Raw genomic sequence first — 16,807 nt, 5'->3', positions numbered from 1 at the left:
CTGTAGGTTTTCCAATAGCTATTAGCATATATTTACTTGTTATTTTACTTATTTTGATAATATTTTGAAAGCTATATAAATATTATATTTTTTATTAAAAATCTTTATTTTCATTTAATCTTAAGCTTAAAAATACAAATAACACAATTATTAATACTGTTGAGATTACTATAGGAAAACTTAAATTTAACATAGCAGGACATGCAGATAAAAGATTAAATGGAGAGTTACTATATAAATCTAATAACTGTTTATTCCCTAATTTTATAAACAAACCTTGTATTAATGTTGGTAAAATTATTATTATTATCATATTCACTATCATTATTTTTGACTTCGATTGATCTAGTAATGCTAAAATCAAATCTATTACTCCTAGGAATACCACTATTAGCGGATATATAGCTAGAATTTGTATTTGATTTATACTTGTACCACTAACTACAAACTTTGAAAATACAAAATTATAAGCAAATATTATTATTATACTATGTATAAATCCTACTACTAAAAATAATATTACTTTATTTATTAAGTATTGATTTCTTGAATATCCACTTGAATATAAAAATTGAATTATTTTGTTTCTAAAATCATATGTTGCTAAATCACTTATGTAGTATATATAGAAGATACTCATCATAAACCAAATTACAAAGAAATAATCCAAAGTAGCTACATCTAGATTTGATGATTTTATAAAAAATAGACTAATACAACCTAATAAGCTTAATATAACTACAGGTAATAAGCTTTTCCATTTTTTTAAGTAATTTCCAATAATAAATTTTGTTACACTGTTATTCATTTTTATTCTCCTTTAATTTCATATATTAGTTGTTATAGTAATTATTTATAGATATAAGATCAATTTCTTTATATTCGCTATTTATAAGAGAAAGGTTTTTTATAAAATCATTATCGTATTCAACAGTTACCATATCATTATCTGAACTTACAATATTGAAGTATTTAGAAATAACTTTTTTATCAGAGTTTGGTATATTCATAGTTATAAGCTTTTTAAAATTATAGTTAGAGTCTTCAATTGTTCCATTACTAATTTTTATAATTCTATCGCATATTTCATTAACATCATTTAAATTATGGCTACTAATTAAGATTCCTATATTTTGACTTTTAAGAAACTTTAAATAATCAAATAGATGTCTTCTACTATCATCATCCATTCCATTAGTTGGTTCATCGATTACATAAAAAGGTCTATTAAATAATAACGTAATTATTAAACCTAGTTTTTGCTTTGTTCCTAATGAATAATTTTTAGCCTTATTATTTAAATGCTTATCTAACCCCCAAGCACTCATTAAGTCTTTAAGATTTGACGATATCTTTCGATTTGCTAATGTTGAAAAATAATCAATGTTTTCTTTACCAGTTAAATTATCTATAAATTTAGGGTACTCTATAAATGATGAAACTGCTAAGTTTTGCTCAACAGGTTTATTATTATAAGTTATACTACCTTTAAAATTTTTCGTTAAACCTGTTATAGCTTTCATAGTCGAGCTTTTTCCTGCTCCATTTTCTCCTACTAGTCCAATAATTTCACCTTTTGATACTTTAAAATTTATATCTTTTAAAATAACTTTATTTTTAATTTTTCTCTCTTTAATATCAACTTGAATCATAAAAAAAACACTCCTCTTTCTATTATATATATCTTAGACCCCACAAATTATAAAATAAACATTATCAAAATTATGAAAACACTTTGATAACATCATATTTAGAACTAATTTATACTATATAAAATATTTTTTTACAATAAAATTTGCATGAATGGTTGTTATTAGACCCCAATTAGCATTTAGATAATGTGTTGTATGCTTATTTGGTAGGAGGATGATATAAATATAAATGTTATAAAAGACAGGAAATTAAACCTGTCTTTTGTATATTCCAATATTTTATTTTCCATACATTCTATAATTTAACCTTTGCCCTTTTAACTCTAATAAATAGTCCTTGCACATTTCAACTAATCTACTACCTATAGCTTCATCAACATTTAACAGTCCATCAATATCCAGCTCACAACTAACAATTACAGGTAACTTATTAAAATATCTGTAATTAATCAGCTCAAATATAATATTAATATCACTATCAGTGACCTTACCCTTAAACAAGTCATCAATCAAAAGTACCCTTGCAACTTTGTACTTCCCTAGTACCCTATGATAATAAACATCATCCATAATATTTTGCTTAAGCTTTGTTATCACTTCTCTATAACTCATATACACTACACCTACACTATTTTCCATAAGTTCATTGGCAATAGCTAGGCTAAGGTGGGTCTTGCCTGACCCAACTTGCCCCATAAACATAATAGAATTACACCTATCATTTTCAATATCCTTAAAATATTTAGAGTAAGTACAAGCTTCTTTATATGCATCTATAATTTGCCTTTGGCTACCATAAACAAAATTACTAAATCTCTTATTCCTAAACTCCTCACTTATACCACTTCTTTTTAGTATCTCCTCAGCTTGCCTTACCCCTCTACATTCACAAGCTATTGCAACTCCATCTTCTATAATAAAAGTTAAATCCCTACACTTAGCACATCTATACTCACTAATGTTTAGTTCTAAATTCTCCAAATTCCCTTTCGACTGCTGCGATTTCATCATATGTTGGCTTTCTATAAAGTTCTTCATCCTCATCTTCGCACCATGAGGTAAATTCATTTTTTCTATACTTGTTGCTATTTGCTCCATATCTATCTCCCCTATTTTGTTTACTTTTTTCATAAGCCATTAGATCACTATAGCTTCTAATGTTATTATCACTCCATTGATTTAAAATTCCATTTATATATCCCTTATTGCATTTACCTCTATCTGTAGCTATTTCTATAGCTTTTTTAAATAATTCATAATCTATATTCTCAGCAAGTTCTATTAACCACTGAGCTACAATTCCATTTATAAGACCTACATTTTCTTCATATAATTTTTTAAACTTACCTACAGACATAGAATACGCCACGTCTTCATTTTCTTTTTCTTCTTCTTTTTCTTTTTTATTTTCTTTTTCTTTTTGCCCACGTATCGTAAGCCTACTATCCAACGAATCGTTATACGTATCGTCTATATACTTTACAAACTCTATTTTTATATCTTCTTTAGATATATCATCAGCTACATAAGCTAGTAATGTTTTATCCTTTACTTCTCTTATCTCTTTTTTTACACAATCTAAAATTGGCTTACCACCTTTAATTAAGTTGTACTTACCCCATTTTTTAATAGCAACTTCACGTGTTGTTGGATTATACCTTATAACTTTATAATAATTTTCAAATCTATCTACAAAAGTATTTACACTTTCTATTGAATAACCTAATTCAAAGGCCATTTGCTTTTTAGGTATTTTATACACTCCTATTTGAGTCGTATTCCCATTTGTTAAAAGATATAAAAAGAATAACTTATCCTCAGGAGTCATCTCTTCTAACACCTTTTCATCTCTCCAAAACTCTGTCCTAACATGTCTAAATAAAGCCATATATATCCCCCTTCTTTTTTGCCCTTAACTTATATTGCCCTACCAAGCGGCAATTCTTACTCACCTATAGATTCAACTAACAACATGTCACTATCAATGCTAGATTTAACACTTTCATCAAAAGCTACAGCCTTTTGCATTTCAATACTAAGTGGTGCATATTTTAAAAGTTTTTTAATAACAGTTTTCTTAGCCATTGAATCAAAATCTTTTTCCCATATACCACCTTCAAAGTCTTTAGAGTACTTTTTACCATGCTTTGCTACTTCATCATAAGTCATAAATTCAAAACTATATCCACTAGGTTCTAGGTGATAAACTGCATAGTATCCAATAACATCTCCTCTATTTCCTTTAAGTAATGGCTTATGAATAAGCTTTTGTTCTAGTCCATAATCTATTTCAAACTCATCATTTTCTTTAACTTCATGAGCATATAAAGTTTTTAGCTTTCCACTTCTATGTGCTAATTGTAAAAGTCCTTTATATCCAACTTGAAATTGTACTTTATCTACTCCATTTAAATTATGTGGTATTAAATAGACTTGTCCTAGAGGTGTGTTTGGCTCTAATCCTAACTGAGCACTTTGCATCATAGCTGCAATAAATGTCGTAGGCTCACAGTTTTGAAGCTTCTCATTATTATTAAATGCTGACATTGATACCTTTTGAAATCTTTCACTACTTAGATTTTTAGGAAGTGCTAAATCTATATCATTTTTCATTTTTATCATTAATTGTTTCATAGCATAAGTTGGATTTACTGTTATACCTTGTCCTTTGTCTTCTTGATTTTTTAATACATTTTTTAAATTACTCATTTTTTATCCCCTTTTATTGAAATTTTAAAGTTTTATAACTACAATTAAATTATCTTTATTATTGGAGGTTCTTATGTTAAAAAAAATTTTGTCTCTTACTAATGAATTCAATATTTTTTCTTTATTAGGTATTGCTTTCGGACTTATAGGTCTTTTTACTCTAAATTCTAAATTAATACTAGTGGGTGGTTCTTTTATATATCTACCTACCGTTTATAGCTCTTTTATTAATTATAGAAGTACTAAGAAATTTACATTTTCATTTGCTATGAATCTTTTCTTCTTTTTAATCTGTACTTTCTTTACTGTTATATATACCTATAAGTTTTTTATCAAATTCTAAATGCTCTACAAGTAGTAGTTTTCATATATTTTTCTACTACTTCTGGCAATTCTTCTTTTAATCTTTTAGTATCCAAACTCTTTCTCTCTTGTATTTTCCAAGTGATCTTCCTCTCCCCAAGATATGCTATTTCATATTCTTTCATTTGCATCTGTATATATTGCTCTATAGTTTTCTTTTCAATATCTAGTTCTTTTATAAGACCACAAACATCATCATATCTATTTAATACATCTTCTTTTTCAAACAATATTAATTCTTCTTGTTTACTATCTTTATAAAAACTTTGAAGTACTTTTGAATAGTCACTACTTCCATCTGGTAAAGGTAAATCTCCACCTAATACGCACTGATGCCAAAACTTTTTTCCAAATCCATTATTTCATTTATGATTTCTTCATCTCTTTTTAGTTCATGTATAATTAATTTTTCATTTCCAATTAGTGCTGCTACATAGCAATGAGTTGCTCCACTTACTGCCATATAGTGATAGCACTGTATTTGATAATGAATAGGGACTTCTTTTTCCCATAGCTTTTTATTATAGCTACTAGTTACTTTACATTCTAAAAATGCTTTTTCACCAACAACTGATCTATCTATATTTGATATAGCAAATGGATATTTATCATTTCTTAAAATGCCATTTACATTTCTAACTTTTTTCCCAGTTTTTAAAGTAAATTCATTAGCTACAAAGTTTTCTAATTTATTACCAAGTTCCATTTTATAATTTGTTTCTTTATCTACTATATTTGAATCATTTTTAGGTAAGCTACTTTGATTGATAAATTCCTTCCCGAAGTTATTTATAATATTATTATCATTAGTTTTTTCTAAATAAACACTCATTGAACTTCTATATGGATTAAGCCCTAGTACACTAGCTGCATCACTTCCTCCAATTCCACATTTTCTAGCTTCCAGCCATGATTTTTTATCTTTATCTTTTGTTTCAAATATTATATTTGCATCTAAATATTTTCTCATTAGATTACTCCCCCCAACATCTATTATTGTAAAAAAGTCGCTTCGCTTAAGCCACTGCGTGGGCGCTACATTTTCTGTCGCCAACGACTTCGTCCGTTGCTTAAAAAATCATTTCTAATGATTCACTGAAATACTTTTGACCTTTACCAGTTATAAGAGTTGTAGCTGATAGAAATTTCCCCTCACTTGTATTTACTATACTTTCACTTACTTCAAATAAACCTTGCTTTATATAAATTTGCTTTGGTATGTTTTTATCTTTACCAGTCTTTATTAAATAACCATTGTCCCTTAAATATCCATATAGCTGATTTCTTCCTATTTTTATATTGTTATTATTAAGAAGCTTTGCAAATTTACCTATAGTTAAGCAGCCTGTAGAATTTACTATAGACTTTCCAAACTCAGTATATGGCTTATCTATTTTAATAGCTGATTCTAAGTTACTTGCTCTTTTCTCAGCTTTTAATCTTTCTTCTTTTTCTGATTTGAGCTTATTTGCCATTTGTATTATAAAATCTGGATTGTTTAGTGTTTGTTCAATTGCCTCATCATTCATGTACATACCATTTTTTCTAATAGAAGGTATCACCTCATCCATTAACCAACTCTCAAACTTCTTGGCACTTGGTAATTTTGATTTAAGTATTAACCTATATACATTTCCTTCATCTATGAACTTTTTACTAACATATTGAATTGCCTGACTCTTATCACATTTTGTTGCGGTGATTACCCCCACGTCGGAAAATACGACCCCCTCTTTTTTACATAATCTAAGTATTGCATCTCTTGGATTTGAGTATCCTAATGCCTTTGCTATAGGTATAGCTTCAAAGTATTCTTTTTTGTTTATTAGTACAACATTTATTTCCCCGAAATTTTCATTTGTAAATAACCCTAAATGATTCATTCATATTCCCCCTTTAACTTTACGTTTTAGCATATTTTATTTTTTATCCAACTTTTTGGTAATTTACTAAAGAAAAAAATATCGTTAGCTTCATCAAATGTCAAATCTAAACGTTCAATTAACTTCAATATTTCATCTACAGTAAATGGTATTTTCCCATTTTCCTTAAAATTATATGTTTTAGAAGATACCCCTATATCTTGTGCTAATTCATATTGATACAAACCTTTAAGTACACGTTTTGATTTAAGTAATCTAAAATTCAAATTTATCCCCCCATAACTTTTCTGTGTTTCTGTAATTTAATATTAACTGGAATTAATATCCAGAGTCAAGACATTTTCTGACCATTTGTATAAATTTACATTTAAATTTACCATTTAGTAACTTTTTTATCCTTTTTGGTAATATTGTATTTTATTTTTTCTATTTTGAAAATTATATTTCTGTTTTATAAATTATTTCTATTTTTTTACCATTTGTTAATTTTTATTTCCTTTTTGGTAAATTCATACTATAATGTTTATAGAGGTGATAATTATGGAGAGTATCGGAGAAAGAATAACAAAAGCTAGACGTTATTTAGGTATGAATCAAAAAGAATTATGTGAAAAAGCCAAAATAAATGAAGCAACTTTATCTAGGTATGAAAATGGACTTAGAGAACCTAAAGCTGCTACACTATCAAAATTAGCTGAGATTTTAGAAGTATCTACTGATTACTTACTTGGTATAACAGATATTAGAAACTATAAAACTTTGCAAAATGATATGAATAAAGATATTGAAAGTATATATGAAAATACTAAAGAAATGCTAAAACAAGATGGTTTGATGCTTTATGGTAAGCCTGCTGATAAAAATGATATAGACAACATACTAAAAGCAATGAAAGTTGGTATGATGATGGCACTACAAAAAGATAATGATTGATTCAAGTAGATATATAAATTCCTGCTTACTCACTTAATTTTTACGATTTTTAGGGGGAGGGACTTATTAATGAAAATAAATTATATAAGGGAAACACTTAGAAGAGTTACATATTGTTATGATTCATCTGATCCAGAAGAACTTATAAATGCAATGGGGATTAAATTAAATTATTTACCTAATTATACTGATATAAATAAACTAAAGGGATGTTATGGCATGATTAAAGGGGAAAAAGTCATACTTATTCATCCTGATTTAGATGATATAGGGCGTCGTGAGGTATGTGCTCATGAGTTAGGTCATGCTGTACTTCACCCTACTACTAACGCTTTATTTTTAGCTACTTATACATATTTTAGATTAGGAACTTTAGAAACAGAAGCTGATACTGGAGCTAGTGAGCTTTTATTATCGGATGAAATTTGTTATAAATACATAGGCAAGGAATATAATGAAATAGCATATTTAGAAAAAGTTCCTGTAAGGTATGTTGAGTTAAAAATGAATAATTTTAAAAAAAGAACGAGTAAAGTTATGAAATGTTAGGAATAATAATATTATATTAAACTTTTTTTCGCCTCAATAAAGAACATACTTTCTTTTTTGAGATATATTTGTTCTTCTAAAAAATATCTCAAACAATTATAAAAAGGTAGGGTGGTATATTTATTTACATACTCCTACCCTTTTGTTTACATTTGTAATACATTTAATATTACTTTAGCACTGTCAAATGCGCCCTGTTCTAAAGCTATTTTTTCCGATAAAGTCTTTGAATTATCAACTATATCTTTATTTAGTGCATAAGCTATTCCATCTGCAAGTTTATCAGCAGTAAGATCTTTTTTATAAATAGGCTTACACCCAACACCTAAATCAAAGGCTCTGTGCGCCCATGCAAACTGATCATTTGAAAATGGTATAATAACACTTGGTACTCCTGCCCTAAACCCTGCCGCTGTAGTTCCTGAACCACCATGATGACAAACTACTGATACTTTTTCAAATAACCATGTATGAGGTATACTTCCTACTGAAATAAGATTATCTGGTAAATTATCTATTTTACCCATACCTGAAATAATTCCACGTTTACCGCATTTTGTAATAGCATCTATGATAATTTTAACTATCTCATCTTTCTCATCACTATCAAACATACTACCAAAACCTATATATACAGGTTTATCACCCTTGTTTATAAAGTCTTCTAATTCCTTAGAAGGTTTGTATTCATTGTTTTCTTCTACAAACCAATATCCACTTTGATGAATATTTTCATTCCAATCCTTTGGTCTAGGAAATACATAATTACTGCATGAAACTATTGCAGGTTGTAATTTTGATACTTTCTCATAAGGATTCTTAAAGTTTATAGGCATTCTTCCAAAACGCTCTTTCCAATGCTCTTTGACAGTATTACTTGAAGCTAACCAAAGCATACTCTGTATCATCTTATAGCTTATCTTCTTATTTATATTTGTAGGTTTAGATTTGCCATACATCACTACAGATAAATACTCATTAGTCTTGTGCATAGGAAATGGTGTAGCAAGTACTGATGGTATGTTCATCTCCTGTGCTGCAAAATATCCTATAGTACATCCTGGATGATAAACAATTAAATCACTTCCTTCAAATGCATCATAGGTTTGTTTTGCTATCTGAGCACCATATTTTTTCATCTTGTTAAAAGTTAAAAGCATTTTAATCGGGTTATCTGCTGAACCTGCTTGTTTTAACATTTTAGGGTCTACGCCTAATGCTTTATAATCCACTTCTATTGGAATATAGTCAATTCCATAACTTTTTACAAAATCTTCAAATTGTGAAAATCCTGTTATCCTTACATCTTTACCTAATTTTTTTATTTGTTGAGCCAGCGCTATATAAGGTTGAAAGTCCCCTCTTGAACCAGAACATATTATTGTAATCATATTAAATCACTCCTCTTGTATAATCAAACAACCTGTTGTATATTTAGATTATAAAAAATTTTATATTTATCATCAACCGACAATGTTTATATTAATGTCGGATTTATAGAGGTGTAAAGTGAAAAATAATACAGAGATTGTATCTAAAACTAAACAAAATTTAATAGATGCCTTTTGGCACTTATACTGTGAAAAAAGAATAGAAAAAATAACTATAAAAGAAATTACAGTTAAGGCTGGTTACAACCGTAGTACGTTTTATGAGTATTTTACTGATATTTATGATGTACTTGAACAAATAGAAAATTCACTCATTCCCAGTTTAGATGAGTTGCCACCTATATCTATACTAAATAAAAACAATGAAATTCCGCTAAATATGTTTTTAAAACTATATGAGCAAAATGAAAAATATTATTCAGTTTTACTTGGAGACAATGGTGATCCTGCTTTTGCAAGTAAATTAAAAAACTCTATTAAACCTCTGCTTAAGGAAGCTTTAGTTAAAGATACAAAACTTAATGATTTAGAATTTGATTTTGTTTTGGAGTATATACTATCATCTATGATTAGTATTATGAGCTATTGGTTTAAAAATGATAAGATATTACCTTCCGATAAGTTGATCTTTATTATGAAAAATATTATGGAAAATGGTATACAGGGTATTTTCAATAAATAAAGTGTATAAATTATATTCGATTCTTAAGAACTTTACATTTTACTTGGGTTATATAATTTAAGGAGAACTGGAAGTTCTAAAAGACATCAATTTTTCCTTAAGCGAAGGACAAATACTTACACTACTTGGACTATCAGGTGGTATGATACAACGTGTGGCTCTTATCAGAACATTAGCTGTTAATCCTGAGTATTACTTCTTTATGAGTTTTTGGACAAGCTTAGTTTTTAGTACATATAATAAAATTAAAGATAATTTACAAAAATATAATTTGTCATAATACAAAATAGAGCTAAACAATTAGCTCTATTTTATATATTTATCTTGCACATGCAAGGGAAATAGGAAATACTGAAGTATATTTTTTATCTAAATGATAGAAATCTTCTATTTTTACATCTACGCCAAAAGCTTTACCTAGACTGTCTTCTACAATAATACTATCAGCATATCCAAACATACTACTACCATCACGATTAAGTATAAGTGACTTATCAGATATAGATATTGCATGATCAGGATAATGAGTATTGACTATACAAGATATACCCTCTTCATCACGAAGACTCTTTATAGTATCTAGTACAATAAGCTGATTTTTAAAATCTAAGTTAGACTCTGGCTCATCTAAAATTAAAAGTTTAGGTTGTGCTGCTAATGCTCTAGCAATCAATACCATCTGAAGCTCTCCACCACTTATTTTACTACAAAGCTTTCCTTTTAAATAATCAATTCCTATACGCTCTATACACTTCTGTGCTATTTCTCTATCTTTCTTACCTGGCTGTTCTAACATTTTTAAATGACTATTTCTCCCAAGTAATACCATTTCATCTACAGTATAAGCAAATGCAGAAAGTTTCGCCTGTGGAACATATCCTATACTACTCCAAAGTTCACGATGACTCATATTTTTTATGTTTTTGCCATCAATTAATGTTTCTCCACTTTTCCAATTTAATAGTCCTAGTGTACACTTTAATAAAGTAGTTTTTCCCACTCCATTTGAACCTAAAATTGAAAGAATTTCTTTTTCATCAACACTAAAATTTATATTATTTAATATTTGCTTACCATTAGAGTATCCAAAACATCCATCTTTAACTGAAAAATTCATTAGTGAATCCCTCCTGTCTTTCTAAGTAAAATAATAAAGAAAGGCGCACCAACAACTGCCGTTAAAATAGAAATTGGTATTTCTGCAGCAGTAGCACTTCTAGCAATTGTATCAATAATTATCATAAAAATTGCTCCAAGTCCAATACTAGCTGGAATTACACTTTTATTATTATTACCAAATATCATTCTAGAAATATGAGGTATTAAAAGTCCTACCCATCCTACATTTCCACAAATAGATACAACAGATGCTGTAATAAGTGCTGCTGACATAATTGTAAATAAACGTACAACTTTTACATTTACCCCAAGAGATTTAGATTCATCTTCATGTAAAGATAACATATTCATTTTCCATCTTAAGAGGAAAATTATTACTATACCTATAATTATAAATGGGCTACCTAGAATTAACTCCTCAAATCCTACACCTGATAAACTTCCCATAAGCCAGAATGTAATCTGCGGTAGTGTATCCTGTGGATCTGCTACATATTTTAGTAAAGATACCATTGCTTGAAACAATGAACTTATAACCATTCCTGCTAGAATAATCATAATCATAGGTCTTTCACCTTTTACTTTACTTATAGCATATACAAGTCCTATACAAGCAATACCTGCTATAAAAGCACAACTTTGTACTCCAATAGAATCAAAACCAAGTATAATACCTAAAGCTGCTCCAAAAGATGCTCCAGTAGCAACCCCTAATGTATCAGGTGTTGCTAATGGATTTGAAAATAAACTTTGGAATGCTGCTCCAGATATAGCTAGTCCACTACCGGCAAGAGCTGCTATAAGAACTCTAGGCAATCTTATATTATAAATAACTTTTTTTACATTTGGGTCTATATTCCCCGATGATAAACTATCTGGAAGTAATACATTAATAATATCACCTATACTGATGCTATATCTACCGATCCCCATAGCAACTAACATAGTAATAATTAATAATGTACTGATACTAATTCCCAAAATACTACTCTTTATATAACTTTTATTCATTTGATTTTCTCCAAATTCTATAGACCCTCTGCACTATCTCTTGAAGGATTATACATACTTTTAATTTGTTCATCTTTCATATCAATATTTTGATAATCTTTATAGTAAGTTTTTGTTACTTCTTCTAAATTTACATCTTCAAAAAGTTCAGGATAAACTGTTTTTGCAAACCATTGTAATGTTACTGGCGTATCTGCACCAGGTGTAAATGTACGATATAAACCTAAAGGCATTTTATATACTTGTCCATTTTTCACTGCATTTACTGTACTCCAGTCATCTCCACTTATAGCATCATTGTATAAGTCTTCTGGCTGATAACTTGTAAAGTTAGTCATGATTATAACATCTGGATTCCATTCATATACTTGTTCCATATTTATATTTATAGCCCCAGTTTCTGTAGAATCTTGTGCCACATTTACTGCATTTACTGCATCACACCAATATTGTCCGAAGAAATTCCCCCCTGAAGTAGCTATAGCTTCATCATCATATTTATATAAGAATAATACTTTCTTCTTATCTTTTTCATCTATAGTAGATACTCTTTCTTCGATAAGCTTAGATACTTCCTTACTATATTCTGATACTTTTTCACTTACTTCACTTTTTCCAAAAATTTGATCAAATAGTGCAATCCACTCATCATAAGTTTCTAATACATCATAATCCCAGTTTGAAACAGATAATGTTACAGCTGGTATTCCTGCTTGTCTTAAAGTTTGTGCTTGCTCTTTAGGTACACCTATTACTATATCTGGATCTAGCTTTAAAAGTTCTTCGATATTAATTTCAGAACCATTTATAAAATCTGTTTCAGCTTGTAATATTTCAGGATATACTTCACTTAAAAGCCCACTCTCTGCTGCTGTCATTGATGCTGGATGAAGACCTACAATTTTCTCCGCTCCACCTAAATAAACACTAAGTATTGATGCTAAAGGCAATGTATTTCCAACTACAACTCTATCAATCTTTGTAGGAACTTCTACCTCTACACCTTCATGGTCAACTACAATTTTAGTAGATGCTTGTTCTACTTGTGCTTCTCCTTTACTACTTTCATTAGCTGTATTATTAGTACTTTGGCAACCTGCTAAACTTAGTACAAGCGACCCACTTAAAATAAGCGATAATATTTTTTTATTTTTTAGTTTCATTTTAATACTCTCTTTCCTTATCTTAAATTTATATTTTTTATTTTATATTCCATCCACTTCCTATATAAACCCATCTTTTTTGATCTGTTAGTTTACTAGAAATCGCATATTTAGGTAAATCTACTAATTTTACTCCATCCTTTTTCTCTCTATATTGAATTAAAAATGGGTCTGCTGCTAAAAGTGTACTTTCTTCTGTATTTATAGCATCCATAATTTCATATTCATTATCTGTATACTTAGCTTCTATATCAGACATACCTAAATCTTTACCAAATATTGATACTACATCTACTTTTTCATAACCTTGTAATAATAATTCCATTCTTATAGAAGAAGCTATTATACCATCTTCTATAACTACTGCATGTCCTTTTTTATCTCCCTTTATTTGAATAGGCTTTTGAGATATTTCCATACTTTTTCCACATTCAAATACTTCTTTAAGGCAATCAAAATAATGATTCGTTCCTAATTCACCAATAGGTAGTCCTGATAAATATGGCATATCATATTTTTTCTCTAAGTCTTTTGATATAAGTGCTCCAGCTTGTGTAATAGCAAGGTTTACATCTGCTTTATAGAAAGATACAAATTCATCTAAATCATTAGACATTGAAAGAACACTCACTACTTCATATCCTCTTGATTTTAATAATTCTCTAAATGTTTCTAAATTTTCTTCACTAATATCTAATGGTGTTGCACCTACAATATTTACTTTTTTACCACTTCTATCTTCATTACGTATAAGTTCTGCTTTCTTTGGTAACACATAGTAATCAAGTAACTTAGTAACCCCCATTACTACACCTTCTTTATGACTACCTGTCATACCAGCTGTATCAAAACCAAATGCAGGTATACCAAGACGTTGCTGTAATATTTTTGCTACTCCATTAAAGTCAAAACCAGTGATTAATGGTACTGGACTTCCCAAAATTGCTATAAACTTAGGATTCATATCTTTAGCTGCACGTACAATTTTATCTATATATACTTCGTCATTACCTAATATTGCATCGTCTCTACGAAGTCCCGTACAATATACTAATTGTTTTGAATCATAAGACCTTGGCTCATCAAAACCTACATAATTTCCTGTACAACCTGAAGCATCATGAATACATAACATTCCTCCTAGCTCATAAAGAGCTGATGCTACTCCTGAATAATCTCCCGCAAAAGGTGGAAGATATCTATATAATCTTTTCATTATACTACCGCTCCATATTCATCTATCATTTTTTTAAGGTCTGCTTTTTCTTCTATAGATTTTTCCAGCATACCCATAAGTTTTCTAACTCCATAATATCCATACATTCCTTCATCACCAGATAAGTCAACTACATAATCACTTTGACGTAAGTATGCACCTTCAAATCCAATTGCAACAATATTAGTATCTTCATTGTCACGTACTGCATTTTTATGATGCTGTGGCTGTATTACTTTAATTTCTGGATGATTTTTACATATATATTCATAAGCCTCTTCATCTATAGTAAGAACTCTTTGAGAAATTACTTCAGTTACATTAAAACCATAGCTAATTAAAGCTTTAGCTAAAGTAAAAGGACGAAGTACCGCAGTGTTGGATATACTTATAGGAATATTTTTTAACTTATTTACTGCTCTATCAATTGCAATCTTAGTTTCATTCTCTTGAGCATCTATATCAAACTTTTGATTATCTATTATGCTATGACTCTCTGAAAGTACTCTTTTCCATTCTTCATAATTCTTACGAATTTCCTCTATATCATAAGTAATCATATATTGCACAGAACTTGTTCCATAATGTTTATCCATATATCCTGCTGCTGATCTTCCTTCTGGACGAAGTATAAGATTATATTTACTTCTTCCCATTTCACAGAATTTTTCATACTCTTCATAATCAGCAAGCTGTCTTACAGATATTCCAAAATCACCAAGGAAATCAAATAAATCACATTCTTCTTCTATCTTCGCAAAGCTACCGCAAAGATTAACTGCATCTTCTGTAGCTTTATTTTCAGTATTTATGGTAGAATACATAGCTTCCATAGTAGTTACTAAATGTGGTTTATTAGTTTCTACTGCAATAGGGTTCATATGACATGCACGAACTACTACATTTGGATATTTCATTTCTACTTCTTTTGCAATAGATTCAATATCTGTACCAATAAAATCATCCATACAAGGTACGAATAAAAATAGTACCTTTATACTTTTATCTCTATCTAGAAGTTCTTGTGCACCTTCTAAAATTAAATCATCATAACCAATTACAACATCTGCAGGTGTAATACATAAATATGATGTCCTATTTTTATATCCATGCTGTACTGCACCTAATGCACCATGTCTGAAACATGCTGAAGGGCAAATAAATAATAGATGACTTTCTGGAATAATTGACGCTATACGTATAAGACCCCATCCACCATGTCCTGGTGAGCAATAATTTAAAGTCTTTTCAAAACAATTGTTTACACACATGCTTCTTCTTTCTCCTTTTCACATATTTCAATAATTTTCTTTGCAAGTTCTCTATAATCATCAGCAATATCTGTATCAGGTGATGATTCAATAACTGTTTGACCAAGTTCCTCTGATTTTTGAACTACTTCACTTCTACGAATTTTTTGAATAACATTATGTCCTTCTTCTCTAGCAAATTGTTCTACTAATTCATCTTCATTCTTTACTTTTCTTTCATTTAGAATAATTCCAGATACTTTTGCATATCCTCTATTTTTAAAGTTACTAACAGCTTTAGAAATATTTGAAGCTGCAAATAAAGCCATCATTTCACCACTAGTTACAATAAATACATTCTCTGCATACCCATCCCTAATAGGCATAGCAAATCCTCCGCATACTACATCTCCAAGAACATCATATAATACAATATCTGGCTTATATACTTCAAAAGCATTTAATTCTTCTAACTTTTGAAAAGCTGCTATAATACCAAGTCCTGCACATCCTATACCTGGTGTAGGTCCGCCTGCTTCTACGCATAGTACTCCATTATAGCCTTCATGAACTATATCTTCTAATGTTACTTCATTTTTCTTTTCTTTAAGCATATCTAAAACCGTATTGATTTCTTTATTATTTAATAAATTTTTAGTAGAATCTGCTTTTGGGTCACATCCTATCTGCATTACTTTATACTTTTCAGAAAGTGCTGCAGCTAAATTAGATGTTGTTGTTGATTTTCCTATTCCACCTTTACCATAAATAGCTATTTTTATCATTATGTTTATTCCTTTCTTATTTTTTTTACAAATTATTGTCAAAATTTTATTTTTGCTTATAATGTAATTATATAAGCTTCTTAAAACCATCATGGTATATA

General features: G+C 29.1%; 19 protein-coding genes. 3 read left to right on the top strand and 16 right to left on the bottom strand.

What is annotated here, in order from left to right; translation table 11 throughout:
• Positions 1–94: 94 nt before the first annotated feature.
• From BLP75_RS07215 to BLP75_RS07175, 9 genes are all read right to left on the bottom strand, one after another.
• Positions 95–808, bottom strand: coding sequence for a hypothetical protein (locus BLP75_RS07215; protein WP_092724978.1), 714 nt, complete (start codon positions 806–808; stop codon positions 95–97).
• 25 nt (positions 809–833) lie between these two features.
• Positions 834–1,652 (bottom strand): ABC transporter ATP-binding protein, encoded by an 819-nt coding sequence (locus tag BLP75_RS07210; protein ID WP_092724977.1) that lies wholly within the window; start codon positions 1,650–1,652, stop codon positions 834–836.
• A 279-nt stretch (positions 1,653–1,931) separates the two neighbouring features.
• Entirely contained in the window at positions 1,932–2,633 is a 702-nt protein-coding gene (locus BLP75_RS07205) for a DnaA ATPase domain-containing protein (RefSeq protein WP_242872399.1), read from the bottom strand.
• The gene (locus BLP75_RS07200; protein ID WP_092724976.1) at positions 2,608–3,540 is read right to left on the bottom strand and encodes a DnaD domain protein; all 933 of its coding nucleotides are present in this window, start codon (positions 3,538–3,540) and stop codon (positions 2,608–2,610) included. Before BLP75_RS07200 ends, BLP75_RS07205 begins: the two co-directional genes overlap by 26 nt.
• Positions 3,541–3,596: 56 nt before the next feature.
• Positions 3,597–4,361, bottom strand: coding sequence for a recombinase RecT (locus BLP75_RS07195; protein WP_092724975.1), 765 nt, complete (start codon positions 4,359–4,361; stop codon positions 3,597–3,599).
• 332 nt (positions 4,362–4,693) lie between these two features.
• On the bottom strand, positions 4,694–4,954 hold the full coding sequence (locus BLP75_RS18365; RefSeq protein WP_242872398.1) for a hypothetical protein: 261 nt from the start codon (positions 4,952–4,954) through the stop codon (positions 4,694–4,696).
• A gap of 89 nt (positions 4,955–5,043) precedes the next feature.
• Positions 5,044–5,694, bottom strand: a complete 651-nt coding sequence (locus tag BLP75_RS07185) for a YqaJ viral recombinase family nuclease (RefSeq protein WP_242872397.1) — start codon at positions 5,692–5,694, stop codon at positions 5,044–5,046.
• A gap of 100 nt (positions 5,695–5,794) precedes the next feature.
• Positions 5,795–6,607, bottom strand: a complete 813-nt coding sequence (locus BLP75_RS07180) for a phage antirepressor KilAC domain-containing protein (protein WP_092724973.1) — start codon at positions 6,605–6,607, stop codon at positions 5,795–5,797.
• A gap of 26 nt (positions 6,608–6,633) precedes the next feature.
• Entirely contained in the window at positions 6,634–6,873 is a 240-nt protein-coding gene (locus BLP75_RS07175; protein ID WP_092724972.1) for a helix-turn-helix transcriptional regulator, read from the bottom strand.
• Positions 6,874–7,147: 274 nt separating this feature from the next.
• On the opposite strand from BLP75_RS07175, the gene BLP75_RS07170 reads away from it, so the two are divergent.
• Together BLP75_RS07170 and BLP75_RS07165 are read left to right on the top strand one after the other, a co-directional pair.
• Entirely contained in the window at positions 7,148–7,540 is a 393-nt protein-coding gene (locus BLP75_RS07170; RefSeq protein WP_170139116.1) for a helix-turn-helix domain-containing protein, read from the top strand.
• Between the two features lie 69 nt (positions 7,541–7,609).
• Positions 7,610–8,089 (top strand): ImmA/IrrE family metallo-endopeptidase, encoded by a 480-nt coding sequence (locus tag BLP75_RS07165; protein ID WP_092724970.1) that lies wholly within the window; start codon positions 7,610–7,612, stop codon positions 8,087–8,089.
• A 146-nt stretch (positions 8,090–8,235) separates the two neighbouring features.
• On the opposite strand, the gene BLP75_RS07160 is transcribed toward BLP75_RS07165, so the two are convergent.
• Positions 8,236–9,480: a glycosyltransferase gene (locus tag BLP75_RS07160; RefSeq protein ID WP_092724969.1), complete on the bottom strand. Its 1,245-nt coding sequence runs from the start codon at positions 9,478–9,480 to the stop codon at positions 8,236–8,238.
• A 118-nt stretch (positions 9,481–9,598) separates the two neighbouring features.
• Here BLP75_RS07160 and BLP75_RS07155 point away from each other — a divergent pair, with 118 nt between their 5' ends.
• Positions 9,599–10,162 carry a TetR/AcrR family transcriptional regulator gene (locus tag BLP75_RS07155; RefSeq protein WP_092724968.1) on the top strand — a complete coding sequence of 188 codons (564 nt, stop codon included), beginning with the start codon at positions 9,599–9,601 and terminating at the stop codon, positions 10,160–10,162.
• A gap of 319 nt (positions 10,163–10,481) precedes the next feature.
• Here BLP75_RS07155 and BLP75_RS07150 read toward each other — a convergent pair whose 3' ends face one another.
• The 6 genes from BLP75_RS07150 to BLP75_RS07125 are packed head-to-tail and all read right to left on the bottom strand — an operon-like array spanning position 10,482 to position 16,706.
• Positions 10,482–11,279, bottom strand: coding sequence for an ABC transporter ATP-binding protein (locus BLP75_RS07150; protein WP_092724967.1), 798 nt, complete (start codon positions 11,277–11,279; stop codon positions 10,482–10,484).
• Positions 11,279–12,292: a FecCD family ABC transporter permease gene (locus tag BLP75_RS07145; RefSeq protein WP_092724966.1), complete on the bottom strand. Its 1,014-nt coding sequence runs from the start codon at positions 12,290–12,292 to the stop codon at positions 11,279–11,281. The genes BLP75_RS07150 and BLP75_RS07145 overlap by 1 nt, the downstream gene beginning before the upstream one ends.
• 17 nt (positions 12,293–12,309) lie before the next feature.
• Complete coding sequence (locus BLP75_RS07140; protein WP_092724965.1) at positions 12,310–13,455, bottom strand: ABC transporter substrate-binding protein; 1,146 nt, start codon at positions 13,453–13,455, stop codon at positions 12,310–12,312.
• A gap of 37 nt (positions 13,456–13,492) precedes the next feature.
• Positions 13,493–14,671, bottom strand: a complete 1,179-nt coding sequence (locus BLP75_RS07135) for a nitrogenase component 1 (protein ID WP_092724964.1) — start codon at positions 14,669–14,671, stop codon at positions 13,493–13,495.
• On the bottom strand, positions 14,671–15,942 hold the full coding sequence (locus BLP75_RS07130; RefSeq protein ID WP_092724963.1) for a nitrogenase component 1: 1,272 nt from the start codon (positions 15,940–15,942) through the stop codon (positions 14,671–14,673). The genes BLP75_RS07135 and BLP75_RS07130 overlap by 1 nt, the downstream gene beginning before the upstream one ends.
• On the bottom strand, positions 15,933–16,706 hold the full coding sequence (locus BLP75_RS07125; protein WP_092724962.1) for a nucleotide-binding protein: 774 nt from the start codon (positions 16,704–16,706) through the stop codon (positions 15,933–15,935). Before BLP75_RS07125 ends, BLP75_RS07130 begins: the two co-directional genes overlap by 10 nt.
• Positions 16,707–16,807: the final 101 nt, after the last annotated feature.

Source organism: Romboutsia lituseburensis DSM 797 (assembly GCF_900103615.1).
GTDB lineage: Bacteria > Bacillota > Clostridia > Peptostreptococcales > Peptostreptococcaceae > Romboutsia_F > Romboutsia_F lituseburensis.
Note: the sequence above shows the minus strand (reverse complement) of the source record. Positions and strands in the feature narration are given on the sequence as shown.